Below are 21578 nucleotides of genomic sequence, written 5' to 3'. Positions count from 1 at the left end.
TGCACAAGTGGCTGCAGGGCGCGGACCTCGTCGCCACCGCGCAGGCGGGGCTGGCCTACACCGTGCTCAAGCACACGATGCCCGGCGACATGTGCCTGATCGGGCCGGGCGAGCTTGAGGCGTTCTCGGCTTCGGGCGGGGACGTGCGGCGATAAGAGAAGAAGGCCCACCCCCAGCCCCTCCCGCATGCGGGAGGGGAGCGAGACTTGGCGATTTATCGCCTAGTCGCAGCGGGGTCGGCATACGGCGCGTACCTCAGCTTGGGAGAGCATCATGACCGAACTTTCACGCCGCACCCTCGTGAAAACCGCAGCGGTGATCGCCGCCGTGCTCTCGCTCGCGCCGTCTGTGGAAGCGACCGCAACGGATGGCGCCCCGGCGACGTCGTGGATTGATCCCGTCACCCGGCACCGCATCGTGCGTATCGACGACAGCCCGGGCAACTACGCGCTCTACTTCAATTACAACCCGTTCACGCCGGACGGCAAACGGATGGTCTACCTGACGCCCGAGGGCATCCGCGTCGCCAGCACGGCCGACTGGAGCACCCGCCTGGTGCTCAGGGCCGCAGTGGACCGACTGCTGTTCGTCGGCCACCGCGCCCCGATCGCCTATTACACCACCAAGACCCGGGGCGCCGCCGACGAAGGGCCCAGCGTGGTCTGGTCGGTCGATCTCGACACCGGCCGGCGCCGCCGCATCACCGCACTGCCCGGCGGGCGCATCGAATCGATCAATGCCGACGATACGCTTCTCGCCGGCCACTACGAACTGAGCCCCCCGCCGCCGGCCATCGCCGCACAGGGCATGCGCGATCCCAGGACCGGCTCGCCTGCCTATGCCGGGCTCGACGCGCAGGGCCGCCCGCTCTCCTTCGCCGATGCCAAGGCGCAGTGGATGGCCGCCCGGCTGGCCGCCGGCGTGCCGATGGAGATCTTTTCGGTCGATATCCGCAGCGGCGAGCGACGGACGATCACGCGATCGAAAGATTGGCTCAACCACGTCCAGTTCTCGCCCACCGACCCCGCGTTGCTGATGTACTGCCACGAGGGTCCGTGGGAGAAGGTGGACCGGATCTGGACCATCCGCACCGACGGCAGCGCGAAGACGAATATCCACCGGCGCACGATGCAGGGCGAGATCGCCGGCCATGAGTACTGGGCGCCCGATGGCAACACCTTGTGGTACGATCTGATCATGCCGCAAGGCGGGCGCTGGCTGGCCGGCCGCGACGTTCGCACCGGCGCTCGCCGCTGGTACGCGCTGGCGCCGGGCCAGGGCTCCTACCATTTCAGCACCTCCCCAGACGGTCGTACCTTCTCGGGCGACGGCGGGCAGGACGGCAAGTACATCAGCCTGTTCCACCCCCGCCCCGACGACGGCCCGAGCGCGAAGGGAACCCTCGGCGGAGAGGGCCTGATCGCCACGGGCACGCTCGACACCGAACGGCTGGTCGACCTCACCCGGCACGACTATACGCTCGAGCCCAACCAGCACTTCACCCCGAACGGGCGCTGGCTGGTCTATCGCAGCAACGTGGAAGGCAAGCCGGCGATCTACGCGGTGAGCCTGGCCGTAGAGCAGTAAGCGGCGGAACGCCGCCTTTAAGAGGCGGCCCGGGCCGTCACAATGCGCCCCCTGCGTGTGCCGGGACCGCCGAGTCGGTCCTCATCCCCACGACTCAGGCTGAGCGGGATCCGCAGCGGATTGGCGGGATTTGCGGCGTAGGCTGGCGTACCGCTCGCCGGTCTTCTCGCTCCCTTGCCCCGCGCAATGCATCGAAAAAAAGGCCCACGGCGCGCGATGCGCCGTGGGCCACGGGGGAAGTCGGTCGCAGGGCCTGCCGATCAGAAGCGGGCGTTGACCCCGAAGGTGAAGGTACGGCCCACGCGGGTCTGGAACAGCGTGTCCTGGCGGGTGCTGTCGACGTAGAGGCGGTTCTGCTCGTCGGTCAGGTTGGTGCCTTCCACGATCAGCTTGATGCTGTCGTTGATGGCGTAGGACGCCGAGGCATCGACGTAGATGGTCGAGGCGTTGCCCTGGATGTCGCTACCCGGCGAGGCAGGGATGCCGCGGATGAACGGTCCGCGATAGTTCACCGTCCCGCGGATGCTGAACTTGCTATCCTCGTAGTACAACGTGCCCGACGCTGTCTTCTTCGACAGGCCGACAAGGTCGTCGCGGGTGGTGACGGTGCAGACGCCGGCAACGCTGGTCAGGCAGTAGTCGATCTTCGACGTCACGAAGGTCACGTTGCCCAGCACCCCGAAGTGGCTGAACACGCCGTCGAGGAAGTTGAACGGGATCTGCGCGTTGAGCTCGACGCCCTTCAGCTTGCCGCCCGGCGTGTTGATCGGGCGGGTGACCGTGAACAGCTCGTCGGGCTGGGTGTTGCTGCCCGCCAGCAGCGCCTCGGGCAGGCCAAGCTGGTTGAACGGGATCTGCGAACTGACGCTCTGGATGTAAGTCTTGATGTCCTTGTAGAAGAACGCGGCGGACAGCAGCGAACCGGGGCGGAAGTACCATTCCAGCGCCGCGTCGAAGGTGTTGGCGCGGATCGGTTCGAGGAACGGGTTGTTGATCGTACCGCTGCGGGTGACCGGATTGACTCCGCTGGTCGGCGCCAGGACGCCAAGTTCGGGGCGCGACATGACCTTCGCGGCCGAGAGGCGCAGCAGCAGGTTCTGGACCGGCTCGATCACGATGTTGGCCGACGGCAGCCAGTCGTCGTAGGAGCGCGTGACGGAGGCGTACTGCCCGGTCAAACCGGTCGGCGAGGCGGCGTTCGCGAGGCTGATGTAGCCCGACGAGAACTGGTTGGTATGGACGTAGCGCACGCCCACATCGCCGCGCAGCCCGAAGCCGACCGCGCTTTCGAGGTCGAACGTCGCCATGCCGAAGCCGCTGAACTCCTCCTCGCGGACCAGCGGGTTCTGCGCGCCGCACTGCTCGCAGGTACGCGAATCGAACAGGTCGTAGGTGTCGGCCAGCTTCTGCCAGTCGAGCGAGGCCCAACTGGCGGGCGCGCCATTGCCCCACAGCTTGTCGAGCCCGGTGATCTGCGTGGTGAGGTCGGCCAGCGAGGTTCCCGCGGGCAGCGCCTCGGTGAGGGTGTCGGCGGCGTAGTACATCGTCGAGATGGTCTGCTGGCGGGCGCGGCGGTACTGGCCGCCGAACTTCAACTTGAACGTATCGGACAGCTCGTAGTCGGCGTTGAACTCGGCCGTCAGGCCATCGGTGGTGACCGTCTGCGGCTTGCCCTGGAGGCTGAAGCCGCCGGTGACGATGCCGGCGCCGGGGGTCGGGCCGTAGAGGTAGCTGGCGGGGTCGTTGACGTCGAAGCCGAAGCCCAGCACCGGGGTCGAGCCGCCGTCACGGAAGTCGATCGAGAAGTTGTCGGTGTCCAGCGCATCCATGTAGTACTGCATGCGGACCTTGTCGTCCCACTTGGATTGGTTGAGCCCGACCTTGGCCGAAATCCGCAGGCGGTCGCTGAACTGGTGCGAAAAGTTGAGGTTGGCCTGCTTGAAGGTCGAGGTGAACTCCGAGTGCAGGCCTTCCGAGCGCACGTCCACGCCATCGAGCAGCGCGTACTGGACCGAACCGTTGGGGTCGAGATCGACGTCGCGGATCGACATCATCGGCTGGCCCTGGTTCGACGCCGAGCGCGCGAACGAAATCGCCTCGATGTAGTTGTCGTCGCGCGTCACGTTGAAGCGCGAATAGAGCAGGTCCAGCGAGATGTCGGTATCGTCGTCCGGCTTGTATTGCAGCGACAGCGTACCACCGATGCGTTCCTGCTGCTGCTCTGAGTTCATGTAGCGCGGGATGCGCGGAAAGAACGCGCCCGAGCCGGGGGTGTTGGGAAGATCGTCGCGGCGAGCGTTGTAGATCGTGTTGTAGGCGTCAGTCGAACTGGTGCGCGGATTGCCGGCCGAACAGTTGAGCGCGTCCGCCCCGGTCGTCGCACTGGTGGGCGGGCTCTGGATCGCATAGCCCACCGGGGTGCAGAACGGCATGACCGGCAGTGGTCCGGTGGCACCGTCGGGATCGAGACCGTTGGTGTTGGCCGACAGGATATCGACCGCCGAATAACCGACTTCGCGCAAGTGGCGCTTCTGGTACGCGCCCGAGGCCAGGATGCCGAAGCCGCTGTCGCCGAACTTGTAGGAAACCAGGCCGGACAGGCGAGGATCGACGTCCTTCGACACTTCGTTGTAGACGCCGCGCGCGGTGGCGGTGAGCACGAAATCCTTGGGGTTGTCGAACGGACGCGGGGCCTGGAGATCGACGGTAGCGCCCAGCGAGCCCTCCTCGACGTCGGCCGAGGGCGTCTTGCGCACCGTCAGGGCCGAGAAGATCTCGGTCGGGAACACGTTGAAGTCGAAGCTGCGGCCGCTGTTGCCGGCGCCGTAGATGTCGGAAGAGCCGGTCTGCGCGGTGCCTTCCATGCCGTTGATGCGCACGCGCGTGAACTGTGCGCCAAGGCCGCGGACCGAGATGTTCTTGCCCTCGCCGCCGTCACCGCGCGCCAGCGCCACACCGGGGATGCGCTGCATCGATTCGGCCAGATTGGAATCAGGGAACTTGCCGATGTCTTCCGCCTTGATCGTATCGATCGCGGCAGTCTCCACGCGCTTGTCATTGAGCGCGGCTTGCAGCGAGGCACGGAAACCGGTGACGATGATCTCCTGCGCGGCGTTGTCGCTCACCGTATCCTGCGCGACATCGGCGGCGGGAGCACCCTGCGCCAGCGCCGTCCCGGCGTTGGCAGCGACCGCGATGGCCAGCGCGGATGTGCAGAACCGGAACAAAAATGCCTCATGGCGAACCAACTTCATGGCTGAGCCTCCCTCTCCATTTTAATCCCACATTGTGGATTTATGTTTTATATTATAGATCATGTTTGGACTTGCCAATCCAAAATGATCCGGTGAATTCAGGGCTGCGGCGCCGCGCTGCGCGCCAGGGCGACCCCGTAGATCTGAGTCGTGGCCTCGAGATTGGAGCGAAACACCAGCCACTTGCCGTCCGGCGTGAAGATCGCGTTGGGTTCAAGCCGGTAGTCGTGCTTGCGCAGATCGACGATCTTCTCGACCTCCAGGGTGCCAGGGGCCCTCTTGGCAACACATCAGCAAGTGCGGGTCGGTGGGCGAGAACTGGATGTGGTTCAGCCAGTCGTCCGAGGCGATGACGGTGCGCTGCGCGCCGGTGCGCAGGTCCAGCGTGAATATGCGCATGGGTACGCGCGTCTCCAGCCGCCGGTCGAGCCGCACTTCCTTGGCTTCGGCATAAGGCAGCGGCTTGCCGTCGGGCCCGGTGGCGCCGAACGCGATCTCGCCGGGGCGTGAGCCTTCGCCGCCGGGCTGGAGCGGCGCCGAGCGCTCCGCCTCGACGCCCAGCAGCAGGATTTCGCCGGCGTTGATCGATCCGATCTCGCCGCGCGCCAGTTGGGCCACCTGCCGCACGCGGCTGGTATCGAAGTCCGCCGCGAATATCCGGGAGCCCTGGCCCGGCCCCGCCTTGCTGAAATAGACGGTGCGGGTGCGGCGGCCCACGAACAGCAGCCTGGCCTGCGGATCGCGCACGATCAGTCGGCTGCTCCAGTCGGCCAGGCGCACCTCGGCGATGCCCGAGGGCGTCGATACGGCCATGGCGTCGCCCTGCGACGTGAAGCTGTTCTGATGGAAGTAGAGCGACACGCTGCCCGGCTCGCGGCTGATGCGCACCACTTCATGCCCGGTGAGTGGATCGACGAAGCGCGCCGGCGCTGGCGCCCCGGCGGCAGGCGGCGATGCGAGGGACGATGCCGAAGCGCAACCGAGCGCAGCCGCGATCAAGGCGGCGGCCATGGCGGACCTGTGGATGCGCATGATTCCCCTCACTCCGCGCCGTCCCTTATGGTGGACCTATGATCTACATATACCCACCAATGATCGATTGTGAAGCATTATGATTGAATATTGAGAAATATGATGATCGTATTGCGCCGCTGCCGGCCTCGCATACCGCTGCGGGGAAAATCGGGCAGGATCATCCAACGCGAGCATACGCAGTTGACGCAACTCCGTCTGATTGATACCCATATTACGCATATCGATACCACATAATGGTCTTTTGGGGATTTGAGGGTGACGGTACAGGCGTTCACGATGAAGCTGCTGCCCGGAGCGGTCGAGGAATATCGCCGCCGGCACGACGCGATCTGGCCCGAGCTGGCCGAGCTGCTGACCGCTTCCGGCATCCGCGACTATTCGATCTTCCTAGAAGAGGAGACCCTCACGCTGTTTGCCGTGCTGCGGCTGCTGCCCGGCAACACGCGCGACGCCCTGCCCGCGCATCCCGTGATGCAGCGCTGGTGGGCCTATATGGCGCCGCTGATGGAAGTCGGCCCCGACAACGGCCCCAGCGAATGGCCGCTGGCACCGATGTTCCACCTCGCATGAACGCGCCGGTGCTCCCCCGCGCGCTCGTCGCCGCGCTCCTCGCCGCAACCGCGCTCGCGCCCCTGCCGCTGGCGGCGCAGCAGGCGAAGGACACCGCCCGGCTCGACTCGCCGGTGCGCACGTTCGGCCGCGTGTCGTTCGATGCGCGTTCGCTGATGATCGATGGCAAGCGCCAGGTGATCTGGTCGGGCGAGTTCCATCCCTTCCGCCTGCCCTCGCCCGACTTGTGGCGCGACGTGCTGCAGAAGATGAAGGCCAGCGGCTTCAACACCGTCGCGTTCTACTTCGACTGGGGGTATCACAGCCCCAAGCAGGGCGTGTACGACTTCTCGGGCATCCGCGACATCGACCGGCTGCTGACGATGGCCGAGGAGGAAGGGCTCTACGTCATCACCCGCGCCGGCCCTTACGTGAATGCCGAGCTTTCGCGCGGGGGCTTTCCCGGCTGGCTGGTCAACCAGAAGGCGCGCGCGCGCACCGACGACCCCGAGTACCTCGCCGCCGCCGACGAGTGGCTGACGCGGATCGATGCGATCATCGCGCGCCACCAGATCAACGGCGACGGCAAGGGCCAAAGCGGCACCGTCATCCTCCATCAGATCGAGAACGAGCTGGTCGCGACCACCCCCTCGCAGCGTCGCTACATGGACCACCTCTATGCCAGGGCGCGGGCGGACGGCATCACCGTTCCGCTGTTCCACAACGACCCCGGCCGCGAAGGGCGCTGGGTGCCGGAAAGCTCGCAGGTCGCCAACGTCGTCCACGGGCCCAACGACATGTACGCCTTCGACGGCTACCCCGGCGGCACCTGCACGGTGGAAGGCAAGCCCACGCGCGACGTCGCCGCGCCCGACTGGGGCTTCTATGGCGCCGGCGGTGTCAAGGGCGGCGCCTCCGCTTCCCCCGAAACGCCCGGATTCCTGGCCGAGTTCGGCGGCGGCTGGTTCGACTACTGGGGCTCAAACGGCGGCTACGAATGCAATGCGGTACAGCGCGGCAAGCGGTTCCAGCGGGTGTTCTACGGCACCAACCTGGCCAACGGGATCGACATCCAGAGCTTCTACATGACCTACGGCGGCACCAGCTGGGGCTGGCAGCCGGCTCCGGTGGTGTTCGCCAGCTACGATTACGGCGCCGCCATCTCCGAACCGCGCGAAGTGCGCGAGAAGGCGCTGGAGATGAAGCAGCTGGGCGGCCTGATCGCCTCGGTGCCCGACCTTGCGGGCATGGTTCCGGCGGGCCCCGTGGCGATCTCCTCTCCCGCCATCCAGGTCTACCACAACCGCAGCCCGGAAACCGACGGGCGGTTCCTGGTGGTGACGCACAAACCCTCCAACGGCCAGGGCGACGAGAGCTTCACGGTCACCGCCGACCTGCCTGATGGCCACTACGTCCTGCCGCTGCGGCTGAACGGGTTCGACGCCAAGTGGCTGGTCGCCGGGGTGGACCTGGCCGGCCAACGGCTGGTCTACTCGACCTCCGAGCTGCAATCGGCGCAGACGATCGACGGCGCCGGGCTGGTCCTGCTCTACGGCCGCGCCGGCGAACCGGGCGAGACGGTGCTGCGCTATGCCTCGGCGCCGCGCGTGCGCGTGCTGGAAGGCCGGGCCGACTTCGCATTCGATGCCGCCAAGGGCGATCTCAAGCTGTCCTACGTGCATTCGGGCCGCGCGGTGGTGCGTGTCGAGGGCGGCGGACGGCCGGCGCTGACGCTCATCCTTGCCGACGAGGCCGAAGGCGTGCGCTACTGGCGCGCCGCGCCCGACGTGCTGGTGCGCGGCCCGGCGCTGGTGCGCGGCCCGGCGCTGGTGCGCAGCGGCAAGGTGGCGGGCCGGAAGCTGGCACTGACCGGCGACACCGCCGCGCCCGAACCGCTTGAGGTCTGGGCGCCGGCCAGCGTCGGTTCGGTGGCGTGGAACGGCCAGGCGGTGCCGGTGCGCAAGGGCGCGGCCGGATCGCTCGTCGCCGCCGCGCCGCTCCCCGGCCCGGCGCCGGTGGCGCTGCCCGCGCTGACCGGCTGGCGCACCGCCGCCGGCTCCCCCGAAGCGGAGCCCGGCTTCGACGATTCGGCCTGGCAGGTGGTCGGCAGCCGCAAGGGCGCCAGCCTGACCGCCCGCGCCGACGGCCAGCCCGACATGGGGATGGACGCCTACGGCTTCCACGACGGCGACGTGTGGTATCGCGGCCGCTTCACCGGCGCGGCCGCCGCGCGCGAATTGAGCCTCGCCTACGGCGGCGGCGGCGCGGGCATGGTGCAGGTGTGGGTCGATGGTGTCTTCGTCGGCCAGGACGAGCTGCCCTCCGGCCTGCCGCGCCCAATCACCCTGGGCGCCGCGCGCTTCGCGCTGCCCGATGCCGCCCGCGCGCCCGGCGAGCACGTCGTCTCGGTCATGGTGCGCAGCAACGGCCAGAACTGGGATCTGGAGGCGGACGACTTCCACAAGGAGGCGCGCGGTCTCATCCAGGCCTCGATCGCGGCGCCCGAGGGACCAAGCTTCGCAGTGCCGGTCCGCTGGAAGATCCAGGGCGCGCGCGGCGGCGAGGATCTGCCCGATCCCGCACGCGGCGTCGCCAACTCGGGCGGCCTCGCCGGCGAGCGGCAGGGCTGGCACCTGCCCGGCTTCGACGATCGCAAGTGGACCGCCGCGGCGGTTCCGGCACAGGCCGCGCCGGCCGGCACGACCTGGTATCGCACCGGCTTCGACCTCGCCGTGCCGAAGGGCCAGGACGCGACCATCGGCGTGTCGTTCGGCGATGCCGACCGGCCGCGCTCCGCCGCCAGGTACCGGGTGCTGGTGTTCGTCAACGGCTGGAACATGGGCCAGTTCATCGCCCATGTCGGCCCGCAGCGGGTGTTCCCGATCCCCGAAGGCATCCTCGACCATCACGGCCACAACACACTGGCGCTGGCGGTGACCTCGGACGGCGCGCCGGGCGATGCGCTGGAGGCGGTGCGGCTGGTCACCATGCGCAACGTGCGCGGCGGCGTGCCGGTGCGCATGGTCGCGGCGCCGAACGCGCCGGACGCGCTGAAATGACCGGCGGGCTGACCCGGCGCTCGCTGGGACTTGCCGCGGGCGGCCTGCTCGCGGCCGGTCTCGCGCGGCCGGCGCTGGCAGTCACCGCCCCCGCCGCGCGCGGCGGCGGCCGCAGCCCCTGGCCCTACCTGCTGGGCGCGGACATCAGCTGGGTGCCCGAGGACGAGGCCGCCGGGGCGACCTACTACGACGCGGGCCTGCGCCGCGATCCGCTCGCGATCTTCAAGGGCGCGGGCTTCAATGCGATCAAGCTGCGACTCTTCGTCGATCCCGCAAACGGCTATTCCAGGGGCAAGCCGGGCGGTTCTTGGTGCGGCCTTGCCGACACGATCGCCTTCGCCCGGCGGATCAAGGCGGCGGGCCTGCACCTGTCACTGACCCTGCACTACTCGGACGACTGGGCCGACCCGCAGAAGCAGACCAAGCCCGCCGCCTGGGCGCAGCTTGCCTTCCCCCGGCTGGTCGACGCGGTCCACCGTTACACCCGCGACGCGCTGGGCGCGATGGCGAAGGCGGGCGCCGCGCCCGACCTCGTGGTCATCGGCAACGAGACCACGTTCGGGATGCTGTGGCCCGAGGGCCGCGTGCCGCTGACCATCCCGACCGGCAATGCCGTGACCGACCAGACCCACATGAACGTCGCGGGAGCGGGCGGGTTCGATAAATTCGCGCTGCTGCTCAAGGCCGGCCTTGCCGGTGCGCGCGAGGCGGTGCCCGGGGCGCGGCTGGCGGTCCACAACCACCTTGGCCGCCACTGGCCGATCGTCCAGCACTGGATGGACGCGCTGATCGAGCGCGAGGTGCGCTTCGATGCCACCGGCTTCTCCTGCTACCAGCAGGCGGCGCAGGGCGACTGGGCCCGCACGTTCGACGCCTTCGAGGCGCGCTATCCTGGCATCGCCTTCTTCGCGATCGAGTACAGTTCGCGCAAGCGCTACCTCAACGACCTGATCCACGGCCACGCCAACGGCTGGGGCAGTGTCATCTGGGAGCCGACGCGCCACCAGGAAGCGATCTTCACGCGCGGAGGCGTCAATGCCGGCGAGGGCGCCCGGCCCGACCTGATTTCCCAGGGCGCCAACAGCGCCGAGGCGCCGGGCGGTGTCCCGGGCTCGGCACCGGCGGCACCCAGGCCGCCCGAAGACCACGGCGGCCGCTACGACGCGGACCCGCATTTCATAGACCTCTACCGCACCATGGCGCGCGACTACGGCCTTGCCGTGCCGCCCGCAGCGCATACCTGACAGGAGATACCCTTGGCCGCTCTTACCCATGACATCCCGCGCGCAGACGTGACGGCGGCGATCGCGCTGCTCATGGACAACCTCGTCAACATCAAGGACGAGACCGGCGAGTTCCTCCTCCACCTGGAGGACGGGCGCGTGATCGACACCAAGGGCTGGGCCGGGTGGGAATGGACCCACGGCGTCGGCCTGTTCGGCATGTGGCGCTACTACGAGCAGACCGGCGACAAGGCCGCGCTGGCGATCATCAAGCAGTGGTTCGAGGACCGCTTCGCCGAAGGCACGCCCACCAAGAACATCAACACGATGGCCCCGTTCATCACCCTCGCCTACCTCTACGAGCACGAGCCGGACCCGCGCTACATCCCCTACCTCGATACCTGGGCCGAGTGGCTGATGGCGCCCGACGGCCTGCCCAAGACCGAGGACGGCGGCTTCCAGCACATCGTCTACAACGACGTGAACCCCGGCGAGCTGTGGGACGACACGCTGATGATGAGCGTGCTGCCGCTGGCCAAGATCGGCCTGCTGCTGAACCGCCCGCACTACGTCGAGGAGGCCAAGCGCCAGTTCCTAGTCCACATCAAGTACCTGTTCGACCGCAAGACCGGGCTGTGGTTCCACGGGTGGGACTTCACCGGCCGCCACAACTTCGCCGAGGCGCTGTGGGCGCGCGGCAACTGCTGGGTGACGATCGCGATCCCCGAGATCATCGAGATCCTGGACCTGCAGCCGGGCGACGCCTTGCGCACCTTTCTGATCGACACGCTGGCCGCACAGGTGAAGACCCTGGCCGAAACGCAGGACGCGGCGACCGGCCTGTGGCACACGCTGATCGTCGATCCGACCAGCTACCTGGAGGCCTCGGCCACCGCAGGCTTCGCCTATGGCATCCTCAAGGCGGTGCGCAAGGGCTACCTGCCCCGCCACTACGAGACGGTGGGCATCAAGGCGGTGGAAGGCGTGCTCGCCAACATCGACGAGGCCGGCGAATTGAAGCAGGTGTCGTTCGGCACCGCGATGGGGGATACGCTGCAGTTCTACAAGGACATCGCGCTCACTTCGATGCCGTACGGGCAGAGCCTGGCGGTCTGCGCGCTGGCGGAATTCCTGCGGACCTACATCTGATGACGGCCACGGGCGCCTCGCGCCTCGGCCGGTCGCTGCCGGGGGACGGCACCGACCGGCGCGGGCTGCTGCTGGGCGGGCTGACCGCGGCAGCGCTGCTGGCGACGCGCCCGGCCCTCGCCGCCGCCGCGCGGCCCGGATCAGGAGCAGGCGCCCTGCCCGAGGCGATCCTCGACGTGCGCCGCTTCGGCGCCAGGGCTGACGGCGTCACCATCGATTCCCCCGCGATCGACCGGGCCATCGCAGAGGCGGCGCAGCGCGGCGGCGGCACCGTCTACTTCGCGCCCGGCACCTACGCGTGCTACACTATCCACTTGCGCAGCCGGGTCACGCTCTGGCTAGACCGGGGCGCGGTGCTGCTGGCCGCGCCGGTGCCGCTGGAAGGCACCACCAGCGGCGGCTACGACGCGGCCGAGCCGCAGGACCCGGCAATCGCGCCGTTCCAGGACTATGGCCACAACCACTGGCGCAACAGCCTGATCCACGGCGAGGGCCTGCACGACATCGCCATCACCGGCGACGGGCTGATCTGGGGCAAGAGCCTCAGCCGCGGTCACCCGGACGCCGGCAAGCCGCGCGCCGAACTGCCGGGCGTGGGCAACAAGACGATCGCGCTCAAGAACTGCCGCAACGTCCAGCTGCGCGACTTCTCGATCCTGGAGGGCGGCCACTTCGCGCTGCTCGCCACCGGGGTGGACAACCTGACGATCGACAACCTCATGGTCGACACCAACCGCGACGGCTTCGACATCGACTGCTGCCGCAACGTGCGCATCGCCAACTGCACGCTGAACACCCCTTACGACGATGCTATCGTGCCCAAGTCGTCCTATGCGCTGGGCTATCCGCGCGCGACCGAGAACGTGACGATCACCAATTGCCAGGTCAGTGGCAGCTACGCCGTGGGCTCGCTGCTCGACGCCACGTACCGCCCGCTCACCCGTAGCCCGGACACCTGGCTGCTCGGCCGCATCAAGTGCGGCACCGAAAGCAACGGCGGCTTCAAGAACATCGCCATCAGCAACTGCGTGTTCGACAAGTGCTGGGGCCTCGCGCTGGAAAGCGTGGACGGCGCGGTGATGGAGGACATCGCCGTCTCCAACCTGACGATGCGCGGCTGCATCAGCCCGCCGCTGTTCCTGCGCCTGGGCAGCCGCATGCGCGGCCCCGCCGGCGCCGCGATCGGCGCGATGCGGCGCATCCTGATCGACAACGTGACCTGCACCGGCACCTCTCAGCTGCCCTCGATCATCGCCGGGGTGGATGGCCATCCGGTGGAGGACGTGCAGGTGAGCAACGTGTTCGTGGACCAGCCCGGCGGCGGCGACGCCGCGATGGCCGCGCTCGACCCGCCGCACAACGACGCCGGCTATCCCGATCCCGACCAGTACGGGCCGCTACCCGCCACCGCCTTCCTGCTGCGCCATGCCCGCGGCATCGACCTGTCGCATGTCGAGGTGCGCCCCCGCGCCGCCGACGTGCGCCCCGCCTTCTGGCTGCAGGACGTCCAGGGCTTCACCGGCTCGTACTTGCGCTACCCCAAGGGCGCGCCGGGCTTCCGGCTGGAACGCGCGGCCGACGTCAGGCTGAGCATGGCCGGCGACCTGCCCGACACCCGCCTGAGCGCCACCACGGCGCGGACCCTGTAGAACACGGCCGCCTGAGAGGATACGAAGAGAGTGACGCCCACCACACCAAGACCGGTCCACTTGCGCCATTACCTGGCCTACGGCTCCAACGACGTGCTGGGCGCCGGGTCGATGGCGGTGATCTCGGGCTGGGTGCTGATCTTCTACACCCAGTTCTGCGGCCTCAGCGCCGGAGAGGCCGCGGCGATCTTCGCGGTGGCGCGGGTGCTGGACGCCTTCGCCTCGCCGATCATCGGCTTCGTCTCCGACCATTTCGGCGCCAGCGCGCTCGGCCGCCGCTTCGGCCGCCGCCGCTTCTTCATCCTCGCCGCGATCCCGCTGATGCCCAGCTTCGCGCTGATGTGGCTGCCGGGCCAGCAATTCTGGTACTACCTGGTCAGCTACGTGCTGTTCGAACTGGTCTACGCGATGGAGATCATCCCGTTCGAGACGCTGGCGGCGGAAATGTCGACGGACTACCGCACCAAGGCCAAGTTCGCCGGCTCGCGCATCCTGTTCGGGCAGGCTTCGGCGATCCTGGCGGGCTTCCTGCCGCTGTGGCTGATCACCGCGCTGGGCCGCGACAATGCCGACACGTTCTTCTACATGGGCTGCATCTTCGCGGTACTGTTCATGGTGACGTCGGCAATCCTGTGGGCCTTCAGCTGGGAACGCTTCGTCCCCGGCTCGCCCGAGGCGATCGCGGTGGCCCGCGCGGGCGGGGTGTCGAGCCCGGGCGCCGCGCTCAAAGGGCTGTACCGCAACCTGTTCTCCACGTTGCGCATCCGCGCGTTCCGCCTGCACCTGGGGATCTACCTCGGCGGCTACATCGCGCAGGACGTCTTCAACGCCGCCTTCACCTTCTTCGTGATCTTCGCGCTGGCAGGATCGACCGCGATCGCCTCCGGCCTGCTGGGAACCTTGTACATCGTCCAGCTGATCGCCGTCGCACTGGCGATCCAGGCCTCGCTGCGCACCTCGCCGGCCCGTGCCTACCAGGCCGCCGCCGCCAGCTTCGCGCTGGGCATCGTAGCGCTGCTGGGGCTGTGGGGCGCCGGCCTTTCCGCGCTGAGCCCGTGGATCTGGCTGCCGGTCGCGCTGGCCGGGCTGGGGCGCGGCGCGCTCAACTACATCCCCTGGGCGACCTACAACTACATGGCCGACGTCGACGAACTCGTCACCGGGCGCCGCCGCGAAGGCGCCTTCGCCGGGGTCATGACCTTCATCCGCAAGGCGACGCAGGCCGCCGCCGTGGCCGGGGCGGGCTGGCTGATCCAGGCTGGCGGCTTCGTCTCCGGCGCGCCGGTGCAGAGCGCCGGGGCGGTCCGGGTGATCGCCCTCGTGCTGGGCCTGGGCACGCTGGGCATGCTGGCGCTGGGCGTGCTGGTATCGACGCGCTTCCGCCTCGGCCCGGCCACGCACGCGGTGCTGATGACCGAGATCGAGCGCCTGCGCGCCGGTGAACGCACGCCCAGTTCGCCCGAAGCGCAGACGATCGTGGAAGACCTTTCAGGATGGCGCTACGACCAGCTCTGGGGCGCCAACGACGTAGCGGGAAACACACCAGCATGAGCATTTCGAAGTCCATCGCCGGCCTGGCGCTTGCCTGCGCGCTGACCGGTCCCTCTCCGGCCCTTGCGCAGTACTGGTCGCGCAGCTGGATGGCGGCGCCGCTGGTCCGCGTGCCGGCCCCGACCGACCGCCCCTCGATCGTCGATGCCACCGTGCGGCAGGTGGTGCGCATCAGCTCGGGCGGCAAGGCGCTGCGCCTGCGCGTGTCCAACGAACTGTCCGATGCGCCGCTGGTGCTGGGCGAAGTCCACGTCGCGCTCGCCGACACGCAAGGCAGGATCGTCGCCGGCACCGACCGCGTGCTCACCTTCTCGGGCCGCCAGGGCGCGACGGTGCCGGGCCGCGCACCGCTGCTCAGCGATCCGGTGGCGATGCCGGTCAAGCCGCTGACGCGCCTCGCGGTGACGATCCACCTGCCGGTGGGCGCCACGCTGCCCACCGAACACAGCTATTCCGCCGCCACCGCCTGGGTCGCACCGGGCAATCAGGTGGGCGCCGTCCAGCTTGAACACAGCGTACCCCTCAACCCGCGCCTGCTGATCTCGGCCGTGGAAGTGGAAACCGCGCGCCGCGCCCGCACCGTGGTGACGCTGGGCGATTCCATCACTGACGGCGTGCGCGCCACGCCCGACAGCGACCGCCGCTGGCCCGACCTGCTGGCCGAGCGGCTCCAGCAGGCCGGCCTCACGGACGTGGGCGTCGCCAATGCCGGGATCAGCGCCAACCGCCTGCTCAGCGAGGGCGATGGCCAGAACGCGCTCGCCCGCTTCGACCGCGATGTACTGGCGGTGCCGGGCGTCAGCCACGTCATCGTCCTGGAGGGCGTCAACGACATCGGCACCGCCGCGCGCGACGGCCGCCCCATCCCCACCTTCGACGACATGATCGGCGCCTACCGCCAGATCATCGCCCGCGCCCACGAGCACGGCGTGAAAGTCACCCTCGCGACGATCCTGCCCTACAAGGACGCGAAATACTGGAGCGCCGAAGGCGAGGCCGTGCGCGAGGCGGTGAACGCGTGGATACTCAGGAACGACGAGGCCGACGGCGCCGCCGACCTCGCCGCCTCGGTCGCCGATCCCGCCGATCCCCGGCATTTCGCGGCGCCTTACGATTCCGGCGACGCGCTGCACCCCAACGATGCCGGGTTCGCCCGAATGGCGGCGGCGGTCAGGCTCGCGGATCTGAAATGAGGCAGGCGTACGGGGCGATCCTTGCCGCCCTGCTGCTCGCCGCCGGCGCGGCGCCGGCGGTGGCAGTGGCGGCCCCGGCCCGGCCGTTCTACCGCGACCCGGTTCACGACGGCGCCGCCGATCCGGTGATCGTGCGCGATCGCCGCCACGGCGAATGGGTGATGTTCTACACCAACCGCCGCGCCGACCTGCCGCGCGAGGACGAGCGCGACGTACGCTGGGTCCACGGCACCGCCATCGGCGTCGCGCGCTCCGCCGACGGCGCCCACTGGCGCTACGAAGGCACCGCCGCGATTCCCCCCGCCTGCACCGGCGCGACCTTGTGGGCGCCCGAGGTCCAGTGGCTTGCCGGCCGCTGGCACATGTGGCTCACCGTCGTCCCGGGCGTGTTCCGCGACTGGAACGCCCCGCGCTTCATCGTCCACCTCACCAGCGACGACCTGAAGCAATGGCAATGCGGCGAGCGGCTCGACCTCGGCTCGGACCGGGTGATCGACGCCAGCGTGAACGCACTGCCCGGCGGCGGCTGGCGGCTCTATTTCAACGACGAACGCCAGAACAAGGCGATCCGGCAGGCCGACAGCGACGACCTCGTCCACTGGCGCCTCGGCCCCAGGTTGACCGAAACGCCGGGCGAAGGCCCCAAGGCCTTCCGCTGGCGCGGGCGCTGGTGGCTGGTCTCCGATGCCTGGAAGGGCCTGCTGGTGATGTCCTCGCGCGATGGCGAGCGCTGGAGCACCCAGCCGGACTACCTGCTCGCCGATGCGGGGCGCGACCCCACCGACCGCGCCAAGGGTCAGCACCCGGACGTCGTGGTGTCGGGCAAGCGGGCGTGGATCGTCTACTTCGTCCACCAGTCGGGCGAGGACGAGGCGCGCCGCGATCCCGAATGGGGCCGCCGCTCGGTGCTTCAGATCGCCGAACTGCACCGGCGCGGCGACGCCCTTGTCGCGGATCGCACGACACCCACGGCCCTGCCCCGCCCCTGACCCGCCCGGCGCCCGGCCTGCCGATCGCCTCAGCAGCCGGGCATCGGCGTGCCGGTCGGCCCGCGCGCGACCAGGCAGGGATGCGTGGGATAGGCTTCGAGGTCGAATTCGGTCGCCTCGCGCACCACTTCCAGCCGATCGCCGGCATCGCGCATCTCGTAGAGCTTGCCGAGTGCGAACTTGAACGGGCGGTGCAGCACCAGCATCAGCTTGCCCTCGAACGTCCTGAACAGCATGCCATGGCCGCTGTCGCGCATGACCAGCGGGCCCAGCTGCTCCCACGGCCCCTCGATCCGCCCGGACAGCGAGCGCGCCTGCCCCTCGACATAGCCGCCCTCGCCGTAGCTCGACCATAGCATCAGCAGCGTCCCGGTGCGGGTGCGGTAGATCTCCGGCCCGTCGGTGACGTAGACGCGGGTGCCGTCGGCCTGCGGCTGACCGTGGACCCAGTCCGCGGCATCGCCCTTGAACAGCTCGATCGGCGGCCCCGCGGCGGAGAGGTCCGCACCGAGCGGCACCGCCTCGATCGTGCCCACCGTCGTCTGCAGCCATTCGTGCGCGTAGATCATCCATGGCTTGCCTTGCGGATCGACGTAGAGCGTGCCGTCCAGCGTCATCCGGTCGGCCGGCGCGACGGGGGCGCCGCCCCGGACCAGCCCGAACGCGCCGCCCGGACTGTCGGCGGAGGCCAGGATGGTCGACCGCCGATAGGGCTTGCGGCCTTGTCCTGCCGGAAGCGCCGCGCGCTCGTCGTGGAAGGTCGCGAACAGATACCAGCGCCCGTTCCAGCGATGCACTTCCGGCGCCCAGGCCCCATCCTTCGCCCAGACACGCTGCGGCAAGGCGAAGACCATGTGCGGGCGCGTCCAGTGGCGCAAGTCGCGGCTGGTATAGGCCATGATGCCGAGCCGCTTGTCACCCGTCAGCGCCGGCTCGTTGCGGGTATAGAGGTAGTATGTGCGGGTGGCGGGGTCCGCGACGATCCACGGATCGTGCAGCGGCATCTGCGGCAGCAGCAGCGATGCGGCCGGCGGCGCTTCGGCCTGCGCGTCCGCCGTTCCCGAGGATGCCGGGATCAGGCCCAGCAGCGCAAGGCCCAGCAGCGCAGGGCTCAGCGCCCCGGCAAGGCGTGGTCGCACCAATGCCACGTATTTTCTCCCATTTTGTGGATTGAAGATCTAATATGTGGAATTAATCTCGTCAAACCCGGATTTACGGCGGAGAGAGGGCGATGACGGACCCCGAAGCGAAATCGCGTGACGCGCTTGGCGTATTGCCGATGGCAAGGCGAAGCCTGCTGCTGGGCATCGCGGCCTCGACGCTCGCGGCCACCACGGCGCACGGGCAGGGCCAGCCGCTCCCACCGGGGTACGAGCACATCACGCTGTGGCCGAAGCGCCCGCCCGGTGAACGGGGGCCACTCCCCGCGGACACGGTCATGCCGCGTCGTCCCGGCGCCGGACCCGAGGACATCGCCTATGCGCGCGTCGGCGAACCGGCGCTGATCGCGCTGCGGCCCGCCCGGCCCAATGGCGCCGCGCTGACGCTGGTTCCCGGTGGCGGCTATCAGCGCCTGGCAGTGGGACACGAAGGCTATGCGATTGCCACGCGTTTCGCGGCGCTGGGCTACTGGTGCTTCATCCTGCTCTACCGCCTGCCCGGGGCGCCCTGGACGGCTGGTACGCTCGCCCCGATGCAGGACGCGCAGCGTGCCCTGCGGCTGATCCGCAGCCTCGCGCCCGGTTGCGGATATTCCGCAAGCCGCGTTGGCACCGTGGGATTCTCGGCCGGCGGGCATCTGGCCGGCTGGCTCGCCACGCGCGGCGAGGCGACTTATGCGCCGCGCGACGCCGTGGATAGCGAACCGCTGCGACTGGCATTCGCGGCCCTGCTCTACCCGGTGGTGACGATGGAAGGCCCTGCCGCCCATCCCGCTATCGCCCTGAGCGCATCGCTGACCATGCCGACGAACAATGGTCTGCCGCCAAGCCCGATCGGGTTCAGCGTGAACAGCAGCAGCGCGCCCATCGTCGCGTGATAGCGCGGCGGCGCGCCGTTCTGCGTGATCGCCAGCGCCGGAGCGAGATACATGTTGAGCAGGATCATCGGTATCGCGAGCCAAGCCAGAGCCAGCCGCCAGTCGGACGCGTTGGAGAACCCGAACAGGAAAGGCAGCGAACCCAGGATCGCCAGCCCCGGCACGATGCATAAGCGGCGGGATGGCGATGTTCCAGGCGATCGACCAACGCGCCGCCAGACAGGCGCCCAGCCCGATCGAAACGCCGGCCACTAGGCTCTACGCGCCCGCCAGTTGGGACAGATCCATGCCGCGTTCGCGGATCAGGAACGAAAGCACCCAGTTGACGAGCCCGTAGAGCCCGAAAGCCGTCAACCCCGCCGACAGCACCAGCGGCGGCCGCAGGAGAAAATACCCGATAGCCGCCCGCAGCGACGGCGTCGGTGCGTCCACGCCCTCGGGACGGGCCGCCCGAAGACGGGTCCATGCGGCCGCGCATCGGCTCGCGCACGGCGAGCGGGATCAACGGCGCCAAAATCATGCCGGCGCCCCCCCAGTGCCAGGAACACCGCCCGCCAGTCATAATGCGCTGCGATCCAACCTCCACTCGATGCCCCCACGATCGCGCCCAGCGAGTAGATCGCCGACCCGACGCAACGCCGTTTCGGCGGGAAATAGTCGGCGATGATCGAATAGGACGGTGCCGATCCGCCGGCCTCTAACACACCCACGCCGATGCCGGCCGCCGCTAGCGTGACGAAGCCGGTGGCGAGGTCGTACAGCGCCGTGGCCCGGTTAGTGCGGTCGGCGAGCGCCGCCACGGGAATTCCGCAGACCATATAGAACAGCGCGGACATCAACCCAGTCAGCAAGCCGAGCTGGGTATCGCTCAGGTGCAGTTCGCGACGCACCGGCTCGGCCAGCATTTCGACCTGGGCGTGCTGCGTCTCCTCGGTCTGCTCCGCAAGGCCCTGCCCGGCAGCGTGGACGAGGACATCTTCTGGGGCTATCACTTCGTGGCGGGGGCGCTGATGCTTACACTCGGCCACACCGGGCACATCGACAAGCTCTGGGGCGGGCTGTGCAAGTCGGAAGACTTTGCCGCAGTCAAGACGCGCATGGCAACCTTCATGGCCGCCGGGATGATCGCAATGTGCGAAAGAAAGGCGGTATCTGCCAGGCCAGCCGGAGCCAAGACGGGTGCGGCCAGGACGGCAGGGGCAAAGCGCAAGAGCGCGGGTTGATCCGCTGCCCCTCGGCGCTTCACCCAGGGCCAGGGCGTCCGAGGTCCGCCGCATATTGCCCCGAAACGCGCCGCACTGGGCTCCGGGGTTCGCGGAAATGTCCGGCGGTCAACGGCGACGAGCCCGAAATGCCGGCCATATCCCTTGGTCCACTCGAAATTGTCGAGCACCGACCAGTAGATGTAGCCCTTCACCGGGATGCCCTCGGCGATGCACTGGCTTGAGCGACCGTATCGTCAATGAAGGCGATGCGGCGCGCATCATCATCTTCGTGGATTGCGCCCGCAAAATGCTGGGACAGCCGTCCGTCCCGGATTGAAGCCCGACGCCGGCGCGCTCCCCGGATCAGAGGACAAGCTCGCGCGCATCATCGAATGTCTTCACCACGTAGCTATCCAGTTCGTAACGAACCCGCTTCTCGCTGCCGTCCATGCGCACGACGACCGCATCCTCGCCGGTGATCCAGATGTCCAGGTCGCCGTCGAAGGCCAGGGTGTGCCATACGTAATGGTGGCAATCGAAGGTGCCCGCGGGCGTGGTGATCGTTTCCTCGCCCAGATATTCTACCTGCGCCTCCAGCTTGATCGCGTGCTCGAGAGTGCCTCCATTCCAGGTATGCGACAAAGTCAGAAGGTGCATCGTCTGCGGTCCCGGGATGATCCGGCTGATCTTCATCAGCTTCCAGCTCTCGACAGAGCTGGGATGATAGCCCAGCGTGGTGTCAGGGTGATCGAAAGGGATCGTCTGCAGATCGATCGGACCGCCGTCGGCCGGAAAAAGAATCGAGGTCAGCACCCCGTCCACCACCCGGCGCACCAGCATGCCCTGGTACACATTGTCGATAAACAGCCTGGATACACCATCGACAGGCGTGAAATCGGCCGCCACCGTCTGCGTCACGTGCCGTACGACTTGTGTGCCGGGAAAACGCGAAAGCGTCTGTGCCGTGCGGCTGCCGTCGGGGTTGTGCGTGATCGTGAACGTCTCCCAGTCGTGCCGCTCGCCCAGATTGTCGAGCGAGCAGATGATGTGCGTTCCGATGGTACGGGTAAGCGGCATGGATGATCTCCCTGACAGAA

General features: G+C 68.5%; 16 protein-coding genes and 1 pseudogene. 11 read left to right on the top strand and 6 right to left on the bottom strand.

Annotation, left to right across the window (positions count from 1 at the left end):
- Positions 1–273: 273 nt before the first annotated feature.
- Entirely contained in the window at positions 274–1587 is a 1314-nt protein-coding gene (locus V2S85_RS21340) for an oligogalacturonate lyase family protein (protein WP_330704829.1), read from the top strand.
- Between the two features lie 260 nt (positions 1588–1847).
- Here V2S85_RS21340 and V2S85_RS21335 read toward each other — a convergent pair whose 3' ends face one another.
- Together V2S85_RS21335 and V2S85_RS21330 are read right to left on the bottom strand one after the other, a co-directional pair.
- Positions 1848–4841 carry a TonB-dependent receptor gene (locus V2S85_RS21335; RefSeq protein WP_330704828.1) on the bottom strand — a complete coding sequence of 998 codons (2994 nt, stop codon included), beginning with the start codon at positions 4839–4841 and terminating at the stop codon, positions 1848–1850.
- Positions 4842–5054: 213 nt separating this feature from the next.
- Positions 5055–5873 (bottom strand): hypothetical protein, encoded by an 819-nt coding sequence (locus V2S85_RS21330; RefSeq protein WP_330704827.1) that lies wholly within the window; start codon positions 5871–5873, stop codon positions 5055–5057.
- Between the two features lie 279 nt (positions 5874–6152).
- On the opposite strand from V2S85_RS21330, the gene V2S85_RS21325 reads away from it, so the two are divergent.
- The 8 genes from V2S85_RS21325 to V2S85_RS21290 are packed head-to-tail and all read left to right on the top strand — an operon-like array spanning position 6153 to position 17238.
- Positions 6153–6446 carry an L-rhamnose mutarotase gene (locus V2S85_RS21325; protein ID WP_419198222.1) on the top strand — a complete coding sequence of 98 codons (294 nt, stop codon included), beginning with the start codon at positions 6153–6155 and terminating at the stop codon, positions 6444–6446.
- Positions 6443–9484: a glycoside hydrolase family 35 protein gene (locus V2S85_RS21320; protein ID WP_330704825.1), complete on the top strand. Its 3042-nt coding sequence runs from the start codon at positions 6443–6445 to the stop codon at positions 9482–9484. The genes V2S85_RS21325 and V2S85_RS21320 overlap by 4 nt, the downstream gene beginning before the upstream one ends.
- A complete protein-coding gene (locus V2S85_RS21315; protein WP_330704824.1) occupies positions 9481–10728 on the top strand; it encodes a glycosyl hydrolase 53 family protein in 1248 nt (415 codons plus the stop codon). The genes V2S85_RS21320 and V2S85_RS21315 overlap by 4 nt, the downstream gene beginning before the upstream one ends.
- A 12-nt stretch (positions 10729–10740) precedes the next feature.
- A complete protein-coding gene (locus V2S85_RS21310) occupies positions 10741–11856 on the top strand; it encodes a glycoside hydrolase family 88/105 protein (protein WP_330704823.1) in 1116 nt (371 codons plus the stop codon).
- On the top strand, positions 11856–13505 hold the full coding sequence (locus V2S85_RS21305; RefSeq protein WP_330704822.1) for a glycoside hydrolase family 28 protein: 1650 nt from the start codon (positions 11856–11858) through the stop codon (positions 13503–13505). Before V2S85_RS21310 ends, V2S85_RS21305 begins: the two co-directional genes overlap by 1 nt.
- Positions 13506–13535: 30 nt before the next feature.
- Entirely contained in the window at positions 13536–15056 is a 1521-nt protein-coding gene (locus tag V2S85_RS21300) for an MFS transporter (RefSeq protein WP_330704821.1), read from the top strand.
- Positions 15053–16249 (top strand): SGNH/GDSL hydrolase family protein, encoded by a 1197-nt coding sequence (locus V2S85_RS21295; protein ID WP_330704820.1) that lies wholly within the window; start codon positions 15053–15055, stop codon positions 16247–16249. The genes V2S85_RS21300 and V2S85_RS21295 overlap by 4 nt, the downstream gene beginning before the upstream one ends.
- Positions 16246–17238 (top strand): glycoside hydrolase family 43, encoded by a 993-nt coding sequence (locus V2S85_RS21290; RefSeq protein ID WP_330704819.1) that lies wholly within the window; start codon positions 16246–16248, stop codon positions 17236–17238. Before V2S85_RS21295 ends, V2S85_RS21290 begins: the two co-directional genes overlap by 4 nt.
- 29 nt (positions 17239–17267) lie before the next feature.
- Here the strand turns inward: V2S85_RS21290 and V2S85_RS21285 are convergent, their stop codons facing one another.
- A complete protein-coding gene (locus tag V2S85_RS21285; protein WP_330704818.1) occupies positions 17268–18386 on the bottom strand; it encodes a glycoside hydrolase family 43 protein in 1119 nt (372 codons plus the stop codon).
- A gap of 83 nt (positions 18387–18469) precedes the next feature.
- Between V2S85_RS21285 and V2S85_RS21280 the strand changes: the two genes are divergently transcribed.
- Complete coding sequence (locus V2S85_RS21280) at positions 18470–19276, top strand: alpha/beta hydrolase (protein WP_330704817.1); 807 nt, start codon at positions 18470–18472, stop codon at positions 19274–19276.
- A gap of 350 nt (positions 19277–19626) precedes the next feature.
- Here V2S85_RS21280 and V2S85_RS21275 read toward each other — a convergent pair whose 3' ends face one another.
- A complete protein-coding gene (locus tag V2S85_RS21275) occupies positions 19627–20166 on the bottom strand; it encodes an MFS transporter (RefSeq protein WP_330704816.1) in 540 nt (179 codons plus the stop codon).
- Here V2S85_RS21275 and V2S85_RS21270 point away from each other — a divergent pair.
- Complete coding sequence (locus V2S85_RS21270; protein ID WP_330704815.1) at positions 20149–20499, top strand: hypothetical protein; 351 nt, start codon at positions 20149–20151, stop codon at positions 20497–20499. The genes V2S85_RS21275 and V2S85_RS21270 overlap by 18 nt on opposite strands.
- Before the next feature lie 122 nt (positions 20500–20621).
- On the opposite strand, the pseudogene V2S85_RS21265 reads toward V2S85_RS21270, so the two are convergent.
- Positions 20622–20669 (bottom strand): annotated as a pseudogene (locus V2S85_RS21265) (hypothetical protein); the annotation flags it as partial.
- A gap of 175 nt (positions 20670–20844) precedes the next feature.
- On the bottom strand, positions 20845–21558 hold the full coding sequence (locus tag V2S85_RS21260; RefSeq protein ID WP_330704814.1) for a hypothetical protein: 714 nt from the start codon (positions 21556–21558) through the stop codon (positions 20845–20847).
- Positions 21559–21578 lie beyond the last annotated feature (20 nt).

Origin of the sequence: Novosphingobium resinovorum (assembly GCF_036352595.1) — a bacterium.
Lineage (GTDB): Bacteria > Pseudomonadota > Alphaproteobacteria > Sphingomonadales > Sphingomonadaceae > Novosphingobium > Novosphingobium resinovorum_B.
The sequence above is the reverse complement of the archived record's forward strand: the minus strand, read 5'-3'. Positions and strand labels throughout refer to the sequence as shown.

Excerpts from the sequence above, each read along its gene's own strand:
- V2S85_RS21340 (WP_330704829.1), top strand. The coding sequence starts at position 274 with ATGACCGAACTTTCACGCCGCACCCTCGTGAAAACCGCAGCGGTGATC.
- V2S85_RS21335 (WP_330704828.1), bottom strand. The coding sequence starts at position 4,841 with ATGAAGTTGGTTCGCCATGAGGCATTTTTGTTCCGGTTCTGCACATCC.
- V2S85_RS21330 (WP_330704827.1), bottom strand. The coding sequence starts at position 5,873 with ATGCGCATCCACAGGTCCGCCATGGCCGCCGCCTTGATCGCGGCTGCG.
- V2S85_RS21325 (WP_419198222.1), top strand. The coding sequence starts at position 6,153 with ATGAAGCTGCTGCCCGGAGCGGTCGAGGAATATCGCCGCCGGCACGAC.
- V2S85_RS21320 (WP_330704825.1), top strand. The coding sequence starts at position 6,443 with ATGAACGCGCCGGTGCTCCCCCGCGCGCTCGTCGCCGCGCTCCTCGCC.
- V2S85_RS21315 (WP_330704824.1), top strand. The coding sequence starts at position 9,481 with ATGACCGGCGGGCTGACCCGGCGCTCGCTGGGACTTGCCGCGGGCGGC.
- V2S85_RS21305 (WP_330704822.1), top strand. The coding sequence starts at position 11,856 with ATGACGGCCACGGGCGCCTCGCGCCTCGGCCGGTCGCTGCCGGGGGAC.
- V2S85_RS21295 (WP_330704820.1), top strand. The coding sequence starts at position 15,053 with ATGAGCATTTCGAAGTCCATCGCCGGCCTGGCGCTTGCCTGCGCGCTG.
- V2S85_RS21290 (WP_330704819.1), top strand. The coding sequence starts at position 16,246 with ATGAGGCAGGCGTACGGGGCGATCCTTGCCGCCCTGCTGCTCGCCGCC.
- V2S85_RS21280 (WP_330704817.1), top strand. The coding sequence starts at position 18,470 with ATGACGGACCCCGAAGCGAAATCGCGTGACGCGCTTGGCGTATTGCCG.
- V2S85_RS21260 (WP_330704814.1), bottom strand. The coding sequence starts at position 21,558 with ATGCCGCTTACCCGTACCATCGGAACGCACATCATCTGCTCGCTCGAC.